The organism is Vibrio sp. 2096 (assembly GCF_033339595.1).
GTDB classification, from domain to species: Bacteria; Pseudomonadota; Gammaproteobacteria; order Enterobacterales; family Vibrionaceae; genus Vibrio; species Vibrio alginolyticus.
Genome location: NZ_JAWOUX010000023.1, coordinates 1 through 16,522 on the forward strand (window position 1 = coordinate 1; position 16,522 = coordinate 16,522).

Below are 16,522 nucleotides of genomic sequence, written 5' to 3' on the forward strand. Positions count from 1 at the left end.
TCGTCGTTAGGGGTGCGTATCTTACTTCACACCGTGAGAGAGTCAAGCATTTTTTTCAAATTCTTTTTTCTCTCTTCCCGACTCGCTGTGTGACTTTCGTCTCACTCCGTGTCGGTGGATGCGCAGTATAGGGGGTTGAGAAATTAGCACAAGCGTTTTTTGCAAAAAAACTTTCAACCGAACAAATAACGAGCATTCTGCATAGATACTCAACGATCTTGTCTAATATTTCGGGTTGCAGAGGATCTTTTCATGATGAAACACCTGACTTCTGCATTAAAAGATCGCCGATTTCTTTGTGATTTTGATTACTGATCTTATCTCTCTTGGTTCTTTTTTCTCTCTCTACCTATATAAAGACGAAAAAAAAGAGCAGAACGATGACGAACTGCTCTTTGGTCTTTGCTTTTTATTTGGGGTACTTCAGGTGAAGTCTTGAAAAAGTGCTTCTTCTATATATAGAAGAAAAGATCAGAGCATCCTTGCCCTTCTCTTTACGACAGATTAGTTAGGGGTATATCTAAATGTCGTTATTGTTCGATGACGCATTGAGCTCGTAAGAGTGGAGCATGCTTGCAGTCCCAATGATGTCATCTTCGAGAGGAACTTAGTTCTTCAATACTTTTACGGTGTAGCTACCATCTTTTTGTTGGTATAGACCGTGGATGTCGGTTTCGAAACCTGGGTAATGCGCACCGATCTCACAAAGCATCTCTAGGAAGTCCAGCACAGGGCGAGACTCTTGAGTCACCATTTCACCAGGAAGTACTAGTGGCACACCTGGAGGGTAAGGAAGGATCATGTTCGCACTTACGCGGCCAACCATTTCTTCCAGTTTAATTTCTTCGATGTTGCCACGAAGCTCTTCTTGCCATGCTGCGTGTGGTGTTACTTTCATTTCTGGAAGAACATCGAACGCTTTGTACATTAGCTCTGGTAGGTTGTATTTCTTAGTTAGGTCATGAATTGCTTGTGCTAGTTCTTGAACGCGCATGCCTTCATAGAAGCTTGGGTCTTCGTTATATAGCGAAGGTAGGAAGCTCTTGATGGTTAGGTTCAAGTCGTAGCCACGTTTAAATTCAGTTAGACCGCGTAGCAATTGCATTGCTTTTGATTTGTCGATACCGATTGAGAATAGGAACAACAAGTTGTATGGACCTGTTTTCTCTACCACGATGCCGCGCTCGTCTAGGAATTTAGCCACCAGCGAAGCAGGAATACCTGATTCTTCTAGTTCGCCTTCTTTATTCATCCCTGGAGTCAGTAGCGTTACTTTGATTGGGTCAAGATACATGTGGTTGTCATCCATGTTCTTGAAGCCGTGCCATGTATCGCTAGGGTCTAGTTTCCAACATTCTGTGGTATCGATGTTTTCTGGTTGCCATACATCGAAGAACCAGCTGTCACTTTCTGCTTCTAGACGTTTGATCTCTTTACGGAAGCGGATTGCGCGATCGATAGAGTCTTGCATCAACTTCTTACCAGTGTTGCCGCGCATCATTGCCGCTGCAGTTTCAGTAGAAGCAACAATGCCGTACTGAGGTGAAGTTGAAGTGTGCATCATGAATGCTTCGTTGAAAGATTCTTTATCAAAGTCACCTTTCACGTGAATCATTGAAGCTTGTGAGAACGCTGCCAACAGTTTGTGTGTTGATTGTGTTTCGTAGAACACTTTGCCTGGCATCGCTTCACCACTCATACCACATTTACCTTCGTAAATTGGGTTGAAGTTAGTGTAAGGCACCCAAGCACTGTCGAAGTGGATGTGTTTACAATCTAGCGACTCTTTGATGAATTGCGTGTTGTACAACAGGCCATCGTAAGTTGAGTTAGTCACTACTGCGTAAGTTGGTGCTGTTGCACCTGGTGTTTTCGCCACTTTCTCTGCAATGACATCGCGGCTGAATTCACTTTGTGGAATACCACCAAGGATGCCGTATGCGTTACGAGTTGGGCGGAAGTAGATTGGTGTCACGTCGCTCATCATCATTAGGTGAGTCAGAGATTTGTGACAGTTACGGTCAATCAGTACTGTGCTGCCAGCAGGTGCTGAGTACATACCAACGATTTTGTTCGATGTAGACGTACCGTTAGTTACGATGTAAGAACTGTCTGCATTGAAGGTACGTGCGATGTATTCTTCTGCATCTTTATGTGGACCTGAGTGGTCTAGTAGAGAACCTAACTCAGGCATTGAGATTGATACGTCCGCTTTAAATGTGTTTGGACCGTAAAAATCGTAGAAGATGCTACCAGCAGGGCTTTTCTGGAATGCAGTACCGCCCATGTGACCTGGAGTACAGAAGGTGTATTTACCTTCTTCTACGTATTTGAATAACGCTTTAGTGAATGGAGGCATGATGGCATCTTTGTATGCCTCAGTCGCTTGGTTGATTTTGATAGCGATGTCGTCAGCCATACCTAAAGCGTACTCGAAGAAGCTCACGTTTAGACGTAGGTCTGTTAGTGAAATGTCTAGAGTAGACTGTTCGTTAGCAAATGCGTGAACAGGCAGTTTTTCGTTGATTTGGCTGATACGTTCACATAGCTCTAGTGAGTATTTATCCCAGTCGAACAGCACACCGCAAATGCGTGGGTTCATCTCAATCATTTTGATCAAGTCTTTATCATCTACTGGGTAAACCACTTCGTAGCCCGCTTTCTCAAGAGCAGCGTGAAGTTGACGAACTGGCTCTTCTTTAAAGAACACACCCATGTGGTTCAAGATAGCGAATATATTCATTTGGACATCTCCAAGGCGAATGAGGGCGCTCTTTGCCATTTACAGGCAATAAGTAAGGTGAGCGCCGCGTGAATTTGGGTTTTATGGGCTGGCACCGTAGTGCCAGCGTTTTGGGGATTAGTTGCTTGCTTGGGCAGGCATGTCGTCAGCGTGCATTTTCACGTACTGAGCAAGACCTGCTTTTTTGCTGTAGAACATCAAGATAACTAGAGACACGATGAAGGTTGCTGTTAGCGTACCGCCCTCTGCACCAGCTAGTGCGATGAAGCAGAACAGACAAGCCACACCAGAGAACAGCATTACGAAGCCGTTGCGTGTTGTCATACCTTCGAAGCGAATCAAGTTAATGCTTGAGTAGAAGTAAGGCAGCATAGTTAGTAGAACTGCGTCAGTCGTTAGTTGGTTGAACAGATCTGATGCGTGTGCTGTTTTAGAGCTGAAGAACATCAGTACAACCATCAGTGCAGTCATCTTGATTGACGCAAGGATTAGACCTTTCTTAGGCACACCGTTTTTGTCAGTTTCGCCGTAGATTTTAGGGAAGTTGCCATCGCTCGCGGCACGTTTACCAGCCTCGCCCACCAGCATCATCCAAGAACCTAGCGAAGTGAAACATGCTAGTGCTGTGAATGCTGATACGAATGGTGCAGTCCAGCTACCGAATAGCTCAGTGGTTGCCAATGCAAATGGCGCACCTGATGCCGCAACTTCTGACGCTGGGAACATGCCGCTGATCATTTGAGTTGATAGGATGTAAATCACACCTGCAATACCAGTACCTAACATAGTTGCTAGTGGTACAGTCCGTTTAGGGTTTTCTACCATACCAGTAGATACCGCTGCTGATTCCACACCTACGAATGACCATAGGCAGATAAGAACCGCTGTTACTACCGCGTGGCTGTCAGTGCCTGCTGATACGTTCCAGTTTTGGCTGTAAAGCGCAGTATCGAAGTGCGTCCAACCAAACGCAGCTGTACCAACAACTGGGATAAGGATAAGAACTAGACCAAGCGTACATAGACGGCTTACCCAGCTACCACCAAGTAGGTTGACGAAAGTGAAGATCCATACCGATGCAATCGTCGCAATACCTGCTGGGATTGGGTTATTAAGCACAGGGAAGAATACAGAAAGGTAAGAAACACCTGTAATGGCAATAGCCAGGTTACCAATCCAGTTCGCGTGGTAATAAAGAACGCCCGTTTGGAAACCAAATACCGGAGACACTTCGCCAGCATAAGCGATAGGACCACCTTCTTGTGGGTTTTTGGTTGCCAGACGAGCGTAAACAAACGCCAGACTCAGTGCACCGACCAAACAGATCAGCCAACTGAAGATTGAAACAGAGCCTACAGAGGCAAGACTAGAAGGTAATAGTGCGATACCACTACCCATCATGTTACCGGCTACGACACCCGTACAGGCAATAAGGCCGATTTTTTTCGCATTCGATGACATAACATCTCCAAATCTATTCTACTCGAGTCAACATGACTCAAACTGAATGGTTATTAGCGAGATGCTATGAGGAAGAACCTGCTCGACCTCGCTAAATTTCGAAGTGAAGACTACGCCCAAAAACTGGGAAAAAAATAAACTTGGGGTTATCAATAAAATGATTAGTTAATCAACATCAAGTTGAGGTAAACATGATAAACACAAAAATATAAAACCATATTATTCATTTAGTTATAAGAAAAACATCAAACCTTCTACCGATAGATAAACTCTCATCAACTCGTTGGTCATCGCGATAAAAGTTATCAACCTCTATCAACTTCCCCATCCCGAAGGGTTAATTCCCTGAAGTGTTGATTCCATAAATCTCTCCCTGATCGCGCTTTTTGACCCACATCAATATTCATCTCGCCTGCAAGAAAGCATCAAAATCATTCTCGCCACATAACTCAGCCAGACACTTCATACAATCAATAGAGATAGAGATAGAGATAGAGATAGAGAAGCAAAGCGGGTATGTATTCCCGTTGCAAGCTTGCGCTGTTAGCTCCTTCGTAAGTCATTGCCCCACCGCCTCACCCTTTTCACTTTTCGACAGCGACAAAAAAGCCCCTCATCGAAATGAGGGGCTAGCATTAGGCTGACGTTGAGTCCGAGAGAATTAAAGCATTCGAACGACAGAAGGGTGAACGGCGCGATACATGGCGTAATCAATCGCCTTCATGTTACTTGGGAAGACCAAGTTTTCGCACAGCAGGTACGTCTCAACCGACGTATCAATATAGAAAGCTTCACTGTAAGACTCACTGGCTAAATCCAGATCACCATCCAATTCGGCGTGCTTACCGCGAATCACATAGGAAAGCACTGAATCACGTAACCTCAATGCCTGTCCGAGATGCCGCTTGGCTAACGCCATGTCACCAATGATGGTTTCGTGCAGTGCTAAAGCTTCATAAATTCGCGGTTGAATTGGCCCCACCATCATTTTCACATTAGTCTCTAGTGCTTCACTGAGCTGCTGCATTCGCCCTTTCTTCAACTCCTGTGAGAAATCAAGTGCCTTTTGTACATGGTAAGCAATCAACAACTCAGCTTGAACGTAAGCATTATCCGGCTCGATTTCTAAAATGTTTTCCATCAAGTCGATACCTTGGCGGAATTGTTTAGTATCAGAGACATTAAGGTAATGGTTAGCCTGAACAAACAACTCCAACGCGTCGGGATTCATTGGCATTCCCGCCACCAGCATCGTAGATTTCAATTTGGCATCCGACACTTTCAGCACTTGCATCAAATCCAACGACGCTTGTTGAAGCACTGTCTTTAAATGACTACTGGTTAACGCGTATTGACGACTAAACAACACTTTCTCAGATGAGTTATTGCGATATTCCACCTCTAAAAAGCTGCCACCGTCATTCTCACGAACTCTCACCACAACCGATTTACCAGGCACAATGCCAGAAGTAAACGACGCCTTCTTTAGCATGACTCGGTAATCACTGACTTGAGCAATGTCGGACATCAACTTTTGGGCGAATCCGTCTGCCAAATCGTAGCTTAATCCTTCATTCGTAAAATTATCTTGAAACTTGAACTCAATCAGATGGGTATCGATGGCTTGGGTAATACGCACTTCCGATTGCTTGTAGGTAAACACGCCCATCACTACGACCAACATACTGATCCAGATGAAGTTCATAATTCCCAATCGCCAAGGACTGATTTTGTTTTTGCTCTGAGGGGCTTTTTTCTCTTTTGACATCTCGCAGACCGCGCGAGTTAGAGGACCTGCTGGAAAGGTAACGGCTGGTGCTATAGGTAGACAATCCTCTTCCGATTCTTCAACCGAAGGTGGGATCTCTTCATTTTGCCGATTTGTGACAAACTCTTCATGCGTCATAGTAACCACGTTCGCTACCAGCTTATAGCCACGCTTGGGCACCGTGATAACGTAGTTGGTATTTTCCTCTCGACCGTCACGCAGTAGCTTACGCAACTCAAAGATGGATTGAGTCACCACTTGATCGGTCACAATCGCTCCAGCCCAAACGTACTGAATCAATTCCTCGCGGTTGAACACCTCATTCGCATGCTCCGCTAAGAAGTGCAAAAGATTAATTAAGCGTGGCTCAACAGTAACTTCCCTATCTTGTCGATACAGCTTATTTTCATCAACGCTCAAAACCCAGTCATTGATTTGAAAATAGACTCCAACCATGTATGAAAACTCTCGTATCTACAGACAGCGTTACGGTAGGAATCAGACAATGGTCGATTCCTACAAGTAACTAAAGGCAAGATTATAGGTGGGAAAGCAGCGTGTACCTAGAAAAGCAAGTCGCCAAAAATGCAAACTTAAGTTAAGTGATTCAAGAATGAGACTACTCAAGTGCGGCAAGGATAGAGCAATGTGTGGCGTCATCGTCTGTATGACCACAACAAGCATCATTAATCTTCTTCAAAGCTCGGCGAATTTTCGTCAGCTCGTGAATTTTCCCATCAATCAGCTCTAACTTAGCAGAAGTAATGGCTTTTACCTCTGCACAGCTGTGTTCTGTCGCTTCTAACTTAATTTCTAACAGGTCTTTAATTTCATCCAGACTCAAGCCAAGATCTTTACCTTTGAGGATAAAGTGCACCTGCTTTTGATTCTCTTCATCATACAAGCGGTAGCCTGACTCACTTCGTCCTGCGGGTTTTATTAGCGCGTTTTTCTCGTAGAAACGCAATGTATCGGCAGTCACACCACAACGTTTTGCCAGTTCACCTATCTGAAACATAACTTTCCCTATTAACTATCTCGTTACTTTTAAAGCTAAAGAACGACTTTTTTGCAATTATTTTTGAGATGCCAAACGATTGCGCGAGCTTTTTTGTAATAAATTGGTTAGAATACGCGCCATCAAATGTGGAGACTGTTTTCTAACCAGAAAACACCCTGCAAAGGTCTTTACCAAAACTGGCCAATATTTTACCCCAAGAGGTAAAAACAAGTTCATTTTTGGCAAACATCTTTAACTCCGTGAATTTGAGGAAAATGGAAGCATGAATAACGCTCGTCCTATTCGCCGTGCGCTTATCAGCGTATCAGACAAAACAGGTATTGTTGAGTTTGCGCAAGCTCTTGCTGAGCGCGGTGTCGATATCCTATCTACTGGTGGTACAGCTCGCCTACTTGCCGAACAAGGCATCGCCGTAACCGAAGTCTCTGACTACACTGGTTTCCCAGAAATGATGGACGGCCGCGTTAAAACGCTTCACCCAAAAGTTCACGGTGGTGTGCTTGGTCGTCGTGGCCAAGATGATGACGTGATGGAAAAGCACGGCATCAACCCTATCGATATGGTTGTCGTAAACCTATACCCATTCGCAGAAACCGTTGCCAAAGAAGGCTGTACACTAGCCGACGCGGTTGAAAACATCGATATCGGCGGCCCAACAATGGTTCGTTCTGCAGCGAAAAACCACAAAGACGTGACTATCGTCGTTAACGCAGGTGATTACGGCCGCGTAATTACAGAGATGGACGCAAACGACAAGTCCCTAACTCTAGAGACGCGCTTCGACCTTGCTATTGCAGCATTCGAGCATACTGCGGCTTACGATGGCATGATCGCAAACTACTTCGGCACCATGGTTCCATCTTACGGTGAGAACAAAGAAGGCGATGAAGAGAGTAAATTCCCTCGCACCTTCAACCAACAATTCGAGAAGAAACAAGACATGCGCTACGGTGAGAACAGCCACCAAGCAGCCGCATTCTACGTTGAAGCAAACCCACAAGAAGCATCCGTTTCTACTGCTCGCCAAATCCAAGGTAAAGCCCTTTCTTACAACAACATCGCAGACACGGACGCCGCACTTGAGTGTGTGAAAGAGTTCAACGAGCCAGCATGTGTAATCGTAAAACACGCAAACCCATGCGGTGTTGCTCTAGGTAAAGACATCCTAGAAGCGTACAACCGTGCTTACCAAACTGACCCAACATCTGCATTCGGCGGCATCATTGCATTCAACCAAGAGCTAGACGCAGCAACAGCAACCGCTATTGTTGAGCGTCAATTCGTTGAAGTGATCATCGCACCTTCTGTTTCTGCTGAAGCGATTGAAGTGGTTGCAGCGAAGAAGAACGTGCGTCTACTTGAGTGTGGCGAATGGACAACTAAGACAACTGGCTTTGACGTGAAACGCGTGAATGGCGGTCTACTGGTTCAAGACCGTGACCAAGGCATGGTAAGCCTAGACGACCTAAAAGTGGTTTCTAAGCGCCAGCCAACAGAAGAAGAGCTGAAAGATGCACTGTTTTGCTGGAAAGTAGCGAAATACGTGAAATCTAACGCGATCGTTTACTCGAAAAGCGACATGACTATCGGTGTAGGTGCTGGCCAAATGAGCCGCGTTTACTCTGCGAAAATCGCGGGCATCAAAGCTGCAGACGAAGGTCTACAGGTTGAAGGTTGTGTAATGGCATCAGATGCATTCTTCCCATTCCGTGACGGTATCGACGCGGCTGCAGAAGCGGGCATCAAGTGTGTGATCCAACCAGGTGGTTCTATGCGTGATGACGAAGTTATCGCAGCGGCAGACGAACACGGCATGGCGATGATCTTTACCGGTATGCGTCACTTCCGCCACTAATCCTCTCGTCTTCACTGGGACGATAACTGCGTTGACGGCGTTCACTTATCCTAATCACATAGCATACTATGCTCATAGGAATAAGTTCACTTGTCGCCTTGTCCTCGTCCCACTGAATTAGAGAGGTCATACTCAGGTCTTTGCGAAATATCTGAGTTTGAGCAAACGGTATTTATAAGATTAAGGATTTTCATATGCGAGTTTTAATCATTGGTTCAGGCGGTCGTGAACATGCGCTAGGCTGGAAAGCAGCGCAAAACCCAAATGTTGAGACTATTTTCATTGCTCCAGGCAACGCAGGTACAGCACTAGAGCCAAAACTAGAGAACGTAAACATCGATGTAGAAGACATCGCTGGCCTTGTTGCTTTCGCCAAAGAGAAGGCGATTGAACTGACTATCGTTGGCCCAGAAGCACCATTGGTTATTGGTGTGGTTGATGCGTTCCGCGAAGCTGGCTTACCAATCTTTGGCCCTACCCAAGCCGCAGCGCAACTTGAAGGCTCTAAAGCGTTTACTAAAGACTTCCTTGCTCGTCACCAAATCCCAACCGGTGCATACGCAAACTTCACAGAAATTGAACCAGCGCTTGCTTACGTGCGTGAGCAAGGTGCACCTATCGTAGTAAAAGCTGACGGCCTTGCTGCTGGTAAAGGCGTTATCGTAGCGATGACGCTAGAAGAAGCTGAGGACGCAATCAAAGACATGCTAGCAGGCAACGCATTTGGTGATGCTGGTAGTCGTGTCGTTATCGAAGAGTTCCTAGATGGTGAAGAAGCAAGCTTCATCGTGATGGTGGATGGTGAGAACGTTCTGCCAATGGCCACCAGCCAAGACCACAAACGCGTAGGCGACAAAGATACGGGTCCTAACACCGGTGGCATGGGAGCATACTCTCCAGCTCCAGTGGTGACACAAGAAATCCACAACCGCATCATGGAAGAAGTGATTTACCCAACAGTACGTGGCATGGCCTCTGAAGGTAACCCTTACACTGGTTTCCTATACGCGGGTCTGATGATCGACAAAGACGGCACTCCGAAAGTAATCGAGTACAACTGCCGCTTCGGTGATCCTGAGACACAACCTATCATGATGCGCATGGAATCGGATCTTGTTGATCTGTGCCTAGCGGCAATCGACGAGAAACTGGATCAAGCGGAATCGAAGTGGGATCCACGAGCATCGATTGGTATCGTGTTAGCAGCCGGTGGTTACCCAGCTGCATACAACAAAGGCGACGTAATTTCGGGTCTGCCACAAGTTGAAATTGAAGGCGAAAAAGTCTTCCATGCAGGTACAGATAACAAAGATGGCGACATCGTGACAAACGGTGGTCGTGTTCTTTGTGCAACCGCACTTGGCAACAGCGTATCAGAAGCGCAGCAGCGTGCTTACGAGCTTGCAAAACAGATCAGTTGGGATGGCATGTTCCATCGCAACGATATCGGCTACCGTGCAATTGCACGTGAGCAAGACAAATAAAAACAACATAAGTTGGCTAAAAAACAAAAGGCGCACTCAGCGCCTTTTTTTATTGTTCTTGTTCGACAGAATTCGAAGCAATGTTTATTCAGAGATCAACTTTGGCCGAGAAACACAATCAAAGTCATCGTCATTGAGCATCAACAGTTCATCGACCATTGCTTTGTTTCGTGACTGCTTGCCGACAAAAGCCACATAACTGTCTACCGATGAGAGACGCTCGATAATAAATTTTGGCAGCGTCTGATTAAACTCGAGTGTCGAGAACACCTTACCTTTGCAGGTTTCAAACGATTGACCATTCCAATAACCTTGAATAAGGCTCTGATTGTTACGAGACTGCGCCTTAACCGATGCCACTACGTCATTCGCTTCTGCTTTGTAGCGCTCTAATTGGTCATGCTGGAGTGGTAAGACTTTACGGTTAACACGATATTGTTGGTAAACCGCTTCGCCATCTTTATTGAAACGGATGTGGATTTGAAAAGGCACCAACTCTTGTTTGGTATCAACTTGCTCGCCTTTTCGAATCAACTCTCGCAACTCACCTTCATCCCAGCGATAATCACTCTTGAACCAACCATTGTCCCCCATAGTCACATAATCAGCCGCCGTACTCACACGAGTGAGTTTCTCTGTCATCCAGTACAAGCTGCTAGCATCTCCCGCAACTTTACCACCAGAAAAATGCGTGAATTGTTCTAAATTAGGAGTTTCAACCGATGAACAGCCAAAAAGGGTAAGGCTAGATAGGAGAAGTGAAGTGAGTAGATGTTTTTTCATGAAATTGCACCGAGGCAGGATACCTCGGTGCATTCTAACTTAGTTTACTGATTCTTTCAGCGCTTTACCTGCTACGAATGCTGGTACGTTAGCTGCTGCGATTTGAATCTCGTCACCAGTCTTAGGGTTACGACCAGTACGTGCAGCGCGGTGGTTTACTTTGAATGTACCAAAACCAATTAGTTGAACTTGGTCACCCTCTTTAAGTGCGCCAGTTACACCATCAAGAGTCGCTTCAAGAGCAGCTTTTGCTTGTGCTTTTGATAGGTCTGCTTTCTCTGCGATAAAGTCGATTAATTGGGTCTTGTTCATTAGGTTTCCCTTCTCATAGGTTATCGAATTCGTCTCACTCTAAAACATAAATGCCCCATCTGGCAAAGGTTTGTAAGCGATCTTTCGATTTTCTGACGTACTTTTAGCCATAATATGAGTAATAACTCACAATTTGTTACCACATACCCCCTGAAAACCCTTGCTTTCCAAGGTATTTGGACCAATTTATAAGTCACTTTTGCGGTTATAATAGCTGCAAATAACCACTATCAAACTACATTCAAGGGCAACTATGCTGCTGTTATCCATTTATATCTCTATTGCAATCGGCATTTCGTTTATCTGTTCGGTGCTGGAGGCGGTACTGCTGAGTATCAGTCCGAGCTACATTGCGCAGCTCAATCAACAGGGGCATCCCGCAGCTGGGCAATTGGCTAAGCTGAAATCAGATATCGACCGACCACTGGCATCTATTCTGACTTTAAACACCATCGCTCACACGATCGGCGCGGCCACTGCTGGTGCACAAGCTGCGGTTGTATTTGGTAGCGAAGCATTAGGTATCTTTTCGGCAGTGCTGACATTGGCGATCTTAGTGCTTTCAGAAATCGTACCGAAGACGATTGGCGCGACCTACTGGCGTCAGTTGGCACCCACTGCCGCGGTCGCATTGCGTTGGATGGTATGGGCGCTTACACCCTTTGTTTGGTTCTCAGAGCAAATCACCAAGCGTCTTGCTCGTAACCACGAAGCTCCGAAGATGCGTGATGAGCTGTCTGCAATGGCGATTCTGGCACGTGAAAGCGGTGAGTTTGCCGAGGGTGAATCAAAAATCTTAAGCAACTTGCTTGGCATCCAAGATGTACCCGTAACGCAGGTTATGACGCCACGACCAGTAGTATTCCGTGTCGATGCCACAATGACCATCAATGAGTTCCTAGAAAAACACAAAGATACGCCTTTCTCACGCCCATTGGTTTACAGCGAGCAGAAAGATAACATCATAGGTTTTGTGCATCGCCTTGAGTTGTTCAAACTACAACAATCAGGTTGTGGACAGAAACAGTTGGGAGCAATCATGCGCCCAATTCAAGTGGTGCTAAACAATACCACTTTACCTAAAGTATTCGACCAGATGATGACTCATCGCTTACAGCTGGCACTTGTTGTTGATGAATACGGTACCGTGCTAGGTTTGGTAACGTTGGAAGATATTTTTGAACACCTCGTAGGCGAGGAGATCATCGACGAAGCAGATAAAAGCACTGACATGCAGGAGCTGGCTTACCAACGCTGGGAAAGCTGGAAAGAAATGCACGGCGTAATCGAAAGCCGCGATGACGATGAAGAAGATAACGAGCTGGAGAAGCAGGATAAAGAGCCAGAAGCTCAAGAGCCACCGAAACCCGACTCGAAAGAATCGTAATCAGCATTAGGTATAACAGCTTAAACGCACAAAAAAAGGCATCCAGTTAGGATGCCTTTTTCTATTTATTCAACGATTAAAGTGCAATACCGATGTTGCTCACACCTTCTTCACGTAGCTCTTCACGCAAATCTTTAATCAAGCTGATGTCACGTTCTACCGCTTCACGCAGCGGACGGAAGATAGCCCACTGGACGTCCCACTCTTCACATACGGCTTCGTTTTCTTTCTGGTTGTCGTTAGTGATTGGCTCTGCGCCTTGTGCTTGCTCTAGATCAGCAACGGTTTGTACCGACTGTTGACTCACTTTAAGCATTGAATCAAAAAGGTAGTCGCGGTCCAATAGACCATGCAGTAACGTAGACAAACCCTGACACGCGTCCATCGCTGGGTAAACGCCGTAAAAATCGAACTCATCCGCACTTGGGAACAACTCTTCTAACTTCTCCAATTGACGTTCGAAGTTAATTTTCGCGTTCTTAACTGTCAAAATTTCCCATACACTATCAAGAATCGCTCGGTAAGCACGCGGGTCAGCAAATTCTGTATTCTCACAAAACATCGCATAGTTTGGATACATGCGTTCACACAGACACGCCATAAAGGTAATTTGTTGCCAAGGTTCTAGTTTTTCTAAACGAACCTGAAGAGGATTCTTAAGCATAGTCACTCAATCATTGAAGAAAAAAACAGCGAAAGTGTACTTGATTCATCACAGGGAAAAAAGTTAATGCCGCATTCAAATCAGATTTTCCTGCTCTCAGAGCATCGCGACACCTACAAAACGTTACTGGCAGAGAAAAATCTGCCCGATCTTTGTCTCACCGACCAACCAGAAGCCGCTCAGATCGTACTAGCGGATCCACCCTTACTATCACAAAGCTTAGACGAGTTTTCACAGCTTGAATGGGTACAATCCACGTTTGCTGGTGTCAACGCCTTAACATCCCCTAGCCTTCGTCAGGACTATACTCTAACTAACGTTCGAGGCATCTTTGGTCCACTGATTGCTGAATATGTTTTGGGTTACAGTATTGCCCATTACCGCCACTTTGCCCGATACCACCAGCAGCAACAAAACAAACAATGGCAGCCTCACCTATACACGTCATTACAAAGTAAAACCATGGTAATTCTTGGTACCGGTAGCATTGGGGGCTATCTGGGCAACGCCGCTAAAGCAATGGGGATAAAAACTATCGGTATTAACCGCACAGGTATCCCTACTCCAGGCGGCGAGTTTCATCAGACCTTTCATATCAATGAACTAAGTAAGGCATTTGAGCAAGCCGACATCGTTGTGAATACTCTACCAAGTACACCTGAGACGCGACAGTTACTTAATCGTCAAACGCTCAGCCAACTAAATCAGGCGTTATTGTTTAACGTAGGTCGTGGCGACGTACTGGATGAGGCAGGGTTGCTCTTCGCTCTGAAAAACCGTTGGGTAGAACACGCCTTCTTAGATGTGTTTGAGCAAGAACCGTTGTCGGTAGAGCATCCATTTTGGAAACTACCGCAAGTCACCATCACTCCACACATTGCTGCGCTGAGTTTTCCCGAGCAAGTCATCGAGATTTTTGCTGACAACTATCTACGCTGGCGCGATGGGTTTTCATTAAATTATCAAGTGGATTTCGAAAAGGGTTACTGAGAATGTCGTTAGACGAGCTATTGCAACAAGTGAGGGCCTGCCAGATCTGCGCGGATAATTTACCTTTGGGCGCAAACCCTGTCGTACAAGCAGCAAAAGGGGCACGCATCCTAATCATCGGTCAGGCCCCTGGCACACGTGTACACAAAACCTCGATACCTTGGAATGACCCAAGTGGTGATCGATTACGCCAATGGCTCGATATCGACAAAGACGTTTTCTACGACCCAAATAAAATTGCCATTGTCCCAATGGGATTCTGTTATCCAGGCAAAGGGAACTCTGGTGATTTACCGCCTCGTAAAGAATGTGCGCCCACTTGGCATAAAAAGATTCTTGAGCAACTGCCCAATATAGAGCTCACTCTACTAATTGGTCAGTACTCGCAGCAGTACTATCTCACCAACAAACCAAAGACGCTCACGCAAACTGTTCAGCAATGGCAAGATTGGGAACCGGACTTTATCCCGCTCCCTCACCCATCTCCACGCAATACATTGTGGTTAAAGAAGAACCCTTGGTTTGAATCTGACGTCGTGCCATACCTTAAAAAACGCGTTCACTCGATGCTTTAGGTTACCCATGATCTAATTGCTTGTTTATCTGTACAAGAAAATTAGAACATAAAAGCCGAAGTCATAAGTATTTGTTTATATTAAATTTTAATGTCTAATGTACAGCTAGAGTAGTAATTAGATCATAGTAGGCCAAGTACTACTAGAGCTGCACAGCCTTGAGTCTCAGATAGAAAAACTGAATTTTAGGTAAAAAAATACCGGCACTGAATGCCGGCATTTGATTTCAAAAAGTCGAAGTTACTTGTGGTACGGCTTAGATAGCTCGTGTACCGCTTCCACAAATACGCCCGCGTTTTCTGGCGGCACATCCAAATGGATACCGTGACCTAGGTTGAACACATGACCAGTACCTGCATCACCAAAACCTTCTAGAATACCCGCGACTTCTTCACGGATACGCTCTGGTGAAGCGTAAAGCATTGATGGGTCCATGTTACCTTGCAGCGCCACTTTATCACCGATACGTGCTTTCGCGTCTGCAATGTTGATTGTCCAGTCTAGACCAACCGCATCACAGCCCGTTGCTGCGATTTGCTCAAGCCACATGCCGCCATTCTTAGTAAACAGTGTGACTGGCACGCGACGACCGTCGTTTTCACGAATCAGACCATCTACAATCTTGTGCATGTATTGCAGTGAGAACAGATTGTAATCACGAGGCGTTAGTACGCCACCCCATGTGTCAAATACCATTACCGATTGCGCACCCGCTTTAATTTGCGCGTTTAAGTACTCGATAACGCTGTCTGCCAGCTTATCTAGAAGTAGGTGCAGAGTTTGTGGTTCCGCGTACATCATCTTCTTGATCTTGGTAAACGCTTTAGAGCTACCACCTTCGATCATGTACGTCGCAAGAGTCCAAGGGCTACCAGAAAAACCAATCAGCGGCACTTCACCCTTCAGGTCTTTACGGATCTGGCGTACTGCGTTCATTACGTATTGCAGTTCACCTTCAGGATCTGGCAAACCAATTTTTTCCACGTCGGCTTTGCATGTAATTGGGTTATCAAAAACAGGTCCTTCACCCGCAGCAAAACGCAAACCAAGCCCCATTGCATCTGGAATCGTTAAGATGTCCGAGAATAAGATCGCGGCATCAAGAGGAAAACGGCGTAATGGTTGAAGTGTCACTTCGGATGCTAATTCTGCATTTCGACACAAAGACATGAAATCACCCGCTTCTGCACGAGTCGCTTTGTATTCTGGTAGGTAACGACCTGCCTGGCGCATCATCCATACTGGCGTGTAATCTACCGGCTCTTTTAAAAGCGCACGCAGATAACGATCATTTTTTAATTCAGTCATTCCGTAATTCCAACTGTTAGGCTTTCTGTGAAAGGGGGTATTCTATCACTGATTTAAGTCCAATAGCTGTGTGCTTTGCAACCTGGATCAAGTTATTAACTTTTAAATCAATGCTTAATTTGCACCCAATCGGTATCAGTGTTAAAAATTTGTTCGCTAGCGAAAACTACA

General features: G+C 45.6%; 13 protein-coding genes. 5 read left to right on the plus strand and 8 right to left on the minus strand.

Features of this window, described 5'->3' with window-relative positions; all coding sequences use genetic code 11:
- Positions 1-607: 607 nt before the first annotated feature.
- From R7Q41_RS22825 to zntR, 4 genes are all read right to left on the minus strand, one after another.
- A complete protein-coding gene (locus tag R7Q41_RS22825; RefSeq protein WP_017635553.1) occupies positions 608-2,743 on the minus strand; it encodes a lysine decarboxylase CadA in 2,136 nt (711 codons plus the stop codon).
- Positions 2,744-2,860: 117 nt separating this feature from the next.
- Positions 2,861-4,204 (minus strand): cadaverine/lysine antiporter, encoded by a 1,344-nt coding sequence (gene cadB, locus R7Q41_RS22830; RefSeq protein ID WP_017821792.1) that lies wholly within the window; start codon positions 4,202-4,204, stop codon positions 2,861-2,863.
- Positions 4,205-4,865: 661 nt separating this feature from the next.
- Positions 4,866-6,428 carry a lysine decarboxylation/transport transcriptional activator CadC gene (cadC, locus tag R7Q41_RS22835; RefSeq protein ID WP_086047087.1) on the minus strand — a complete coding sequence of 521 codons (1,563 nt, stop codon included), beginning with the start codon at positions 6,426-6,428 and terminating at the stop codon, positions 4,866-4,868.
- A gap of 163 nt (positions 6,429-6,591) precedes the next feature.
- Positions 6,592-6,990, minus strand: coding sequence for a Zn(2+)-responsive transcriptional regulator (gene zntR, locus R7Q41_RS22840; protein ID WP_086047088.1), 399 nt, complete (start codon positions 6,988-6,990; stop codon positions 6,592-6,594).
- A 265-nt stretch (positions 6,991-7,255) separates the two neighbouring features.
- Between zntR and purH the strand changes: the two genes are divergently transcribed.
- Both purH and purD read left to right on the plus strand, forming a co-directional pair.
- Complete coding sequence (gene purH / locus R7Q41_RS22845; RefSeq protein WP_258474088.1) at positions 7,256-8,848, plus strand: bifunctional phosphoribosylaminoimidazolecarboxamide formyltransferase/IMP cyclohydrolase; 1,593 nt, start codon at positions 7,256-7,258, stop codon at positions 8,846-8,848.
- A gap of 194 nt (positions 8,849-9,042) precedes the next feature.
- Positions 9,043-10,332: a phosphoribosylamine--glycine ligase gene (purD, locus tag R7Q41_RS22850; protein ID WP_213869023.1), complete on the plus strand. Its 1,290-nt coding sequence runs from the start codon at positions 9,043-9,045 to the stop codon at positions 10,330-10,332.
- Positions 10,333-10,416: 84 nt separating this feature from the next.
- Here purD and R7Q41_RS22855 read toward each other — a convergent pair whose 3' ends face one another.
- The gene (locus tag R7Q41_RS22855; protein ID WP_053307544.1) at positions 10,417-11,115 is read right to left on the minus strand and encodes a DUF1481 domain-containing protein; all 699 of its coding nucleotides are present in this window, start codon (positions 11,113-11,115) and stop codon (positions 10,417-10,419) included.
- A gap of 39 nt (positions 11,116-11,154) precedes the next feature.
- Positions 11,155-11,427: a nucleoid-associated protein HU-alpha gene (hupA, locus tag R7Q41_RS22860; RefSeq protein WP_005382524.1), complete on the minus strand. Its 273-nt coding sequence runs from the start codon at positions 11,425-11,427 to the stop codon at positions 11,155-11,157.
- Positions 11,428-11,680: 253 nt separating this feature from the next.
- Between hupA and R7Q41_RS22865 the strand changes: the two genes are divergently transcribed.
- On the plus strand, positions 11,681-12,814 hold the full coding sequence (locus R7Q41_RS22865; protein ID WP_065275607.1) for a hemolysin family protein: 1,134 nt from the start codon (positions 11,681-11,683) through the stop codon (positions 12,812-12,814).
- A gap of 76 nt (positions 12,815-12,890) precedes the next feature.
- On the opposite strand, the gene R7Q41_RS22870 is transcribed toward R7Q41_RS22865, so the two are convergent.
- Complete coding sequence (locus tag R7Q41_RS22870; RefSeq protein ID WP_005382520.1) at positions 12,891-13,478, minus strand: YjaG family protein; 588 nt, start codon at positions 13,476-13,478, stop codon at positions 12,891-12,893.
- A gap of 66 nt (positions 13,479-13,544) precedes the next feature.
- On the opposite strand from R7Q41_RS22870, the gene R7Q41_RS22875 reads away from it, so the two are divergent.
- Both R7Q41_RS22875 and R7Q41_RS22880 read left to right on the plus strand, forming a co-directional pair.
- Positions 13,545-14,468, plus strand: a complete 924-nt coding sequence (locus R7Q41_RS22875; protein WP_054577304.1) for a D-2-hydroxyacid dehydrogenase — start codon at positions 13,545-13,547, stop codon at positions 14,466-14,468.
- 2 nt (positions 14,469-14,470) lie between these two features.
- Positions 14,471-15,043 (plus strand): uracil-DNA glycosylase family protein, encoded by a 573-nt coding sequence (locus R7Q41_RS22880; protein ID WP_005382518.1) that lies wholly within the window; start codon positions 14,471-14,473, stop codon positions 15,041-15,043.
- Between the two features lie 240 nt (positions 15,044-15,283).
- On the opposite strand, the gene hemE is transcribed toward R7Q41_RS22880, so the two are convergent.
- A complete protein-coding gene (gene hemE / locus R7Q41_RS22885; protein ID WP_005384692.1) occupies positions 15,284-16,351 on the minus strand; it encodes a uroporphyrinogen decarboxylase in 1,068 nt (355 codons plus the stop codon).
- Between the last annotated feature and the right edge of the window lie 171 nt (positions 16,352-16,522).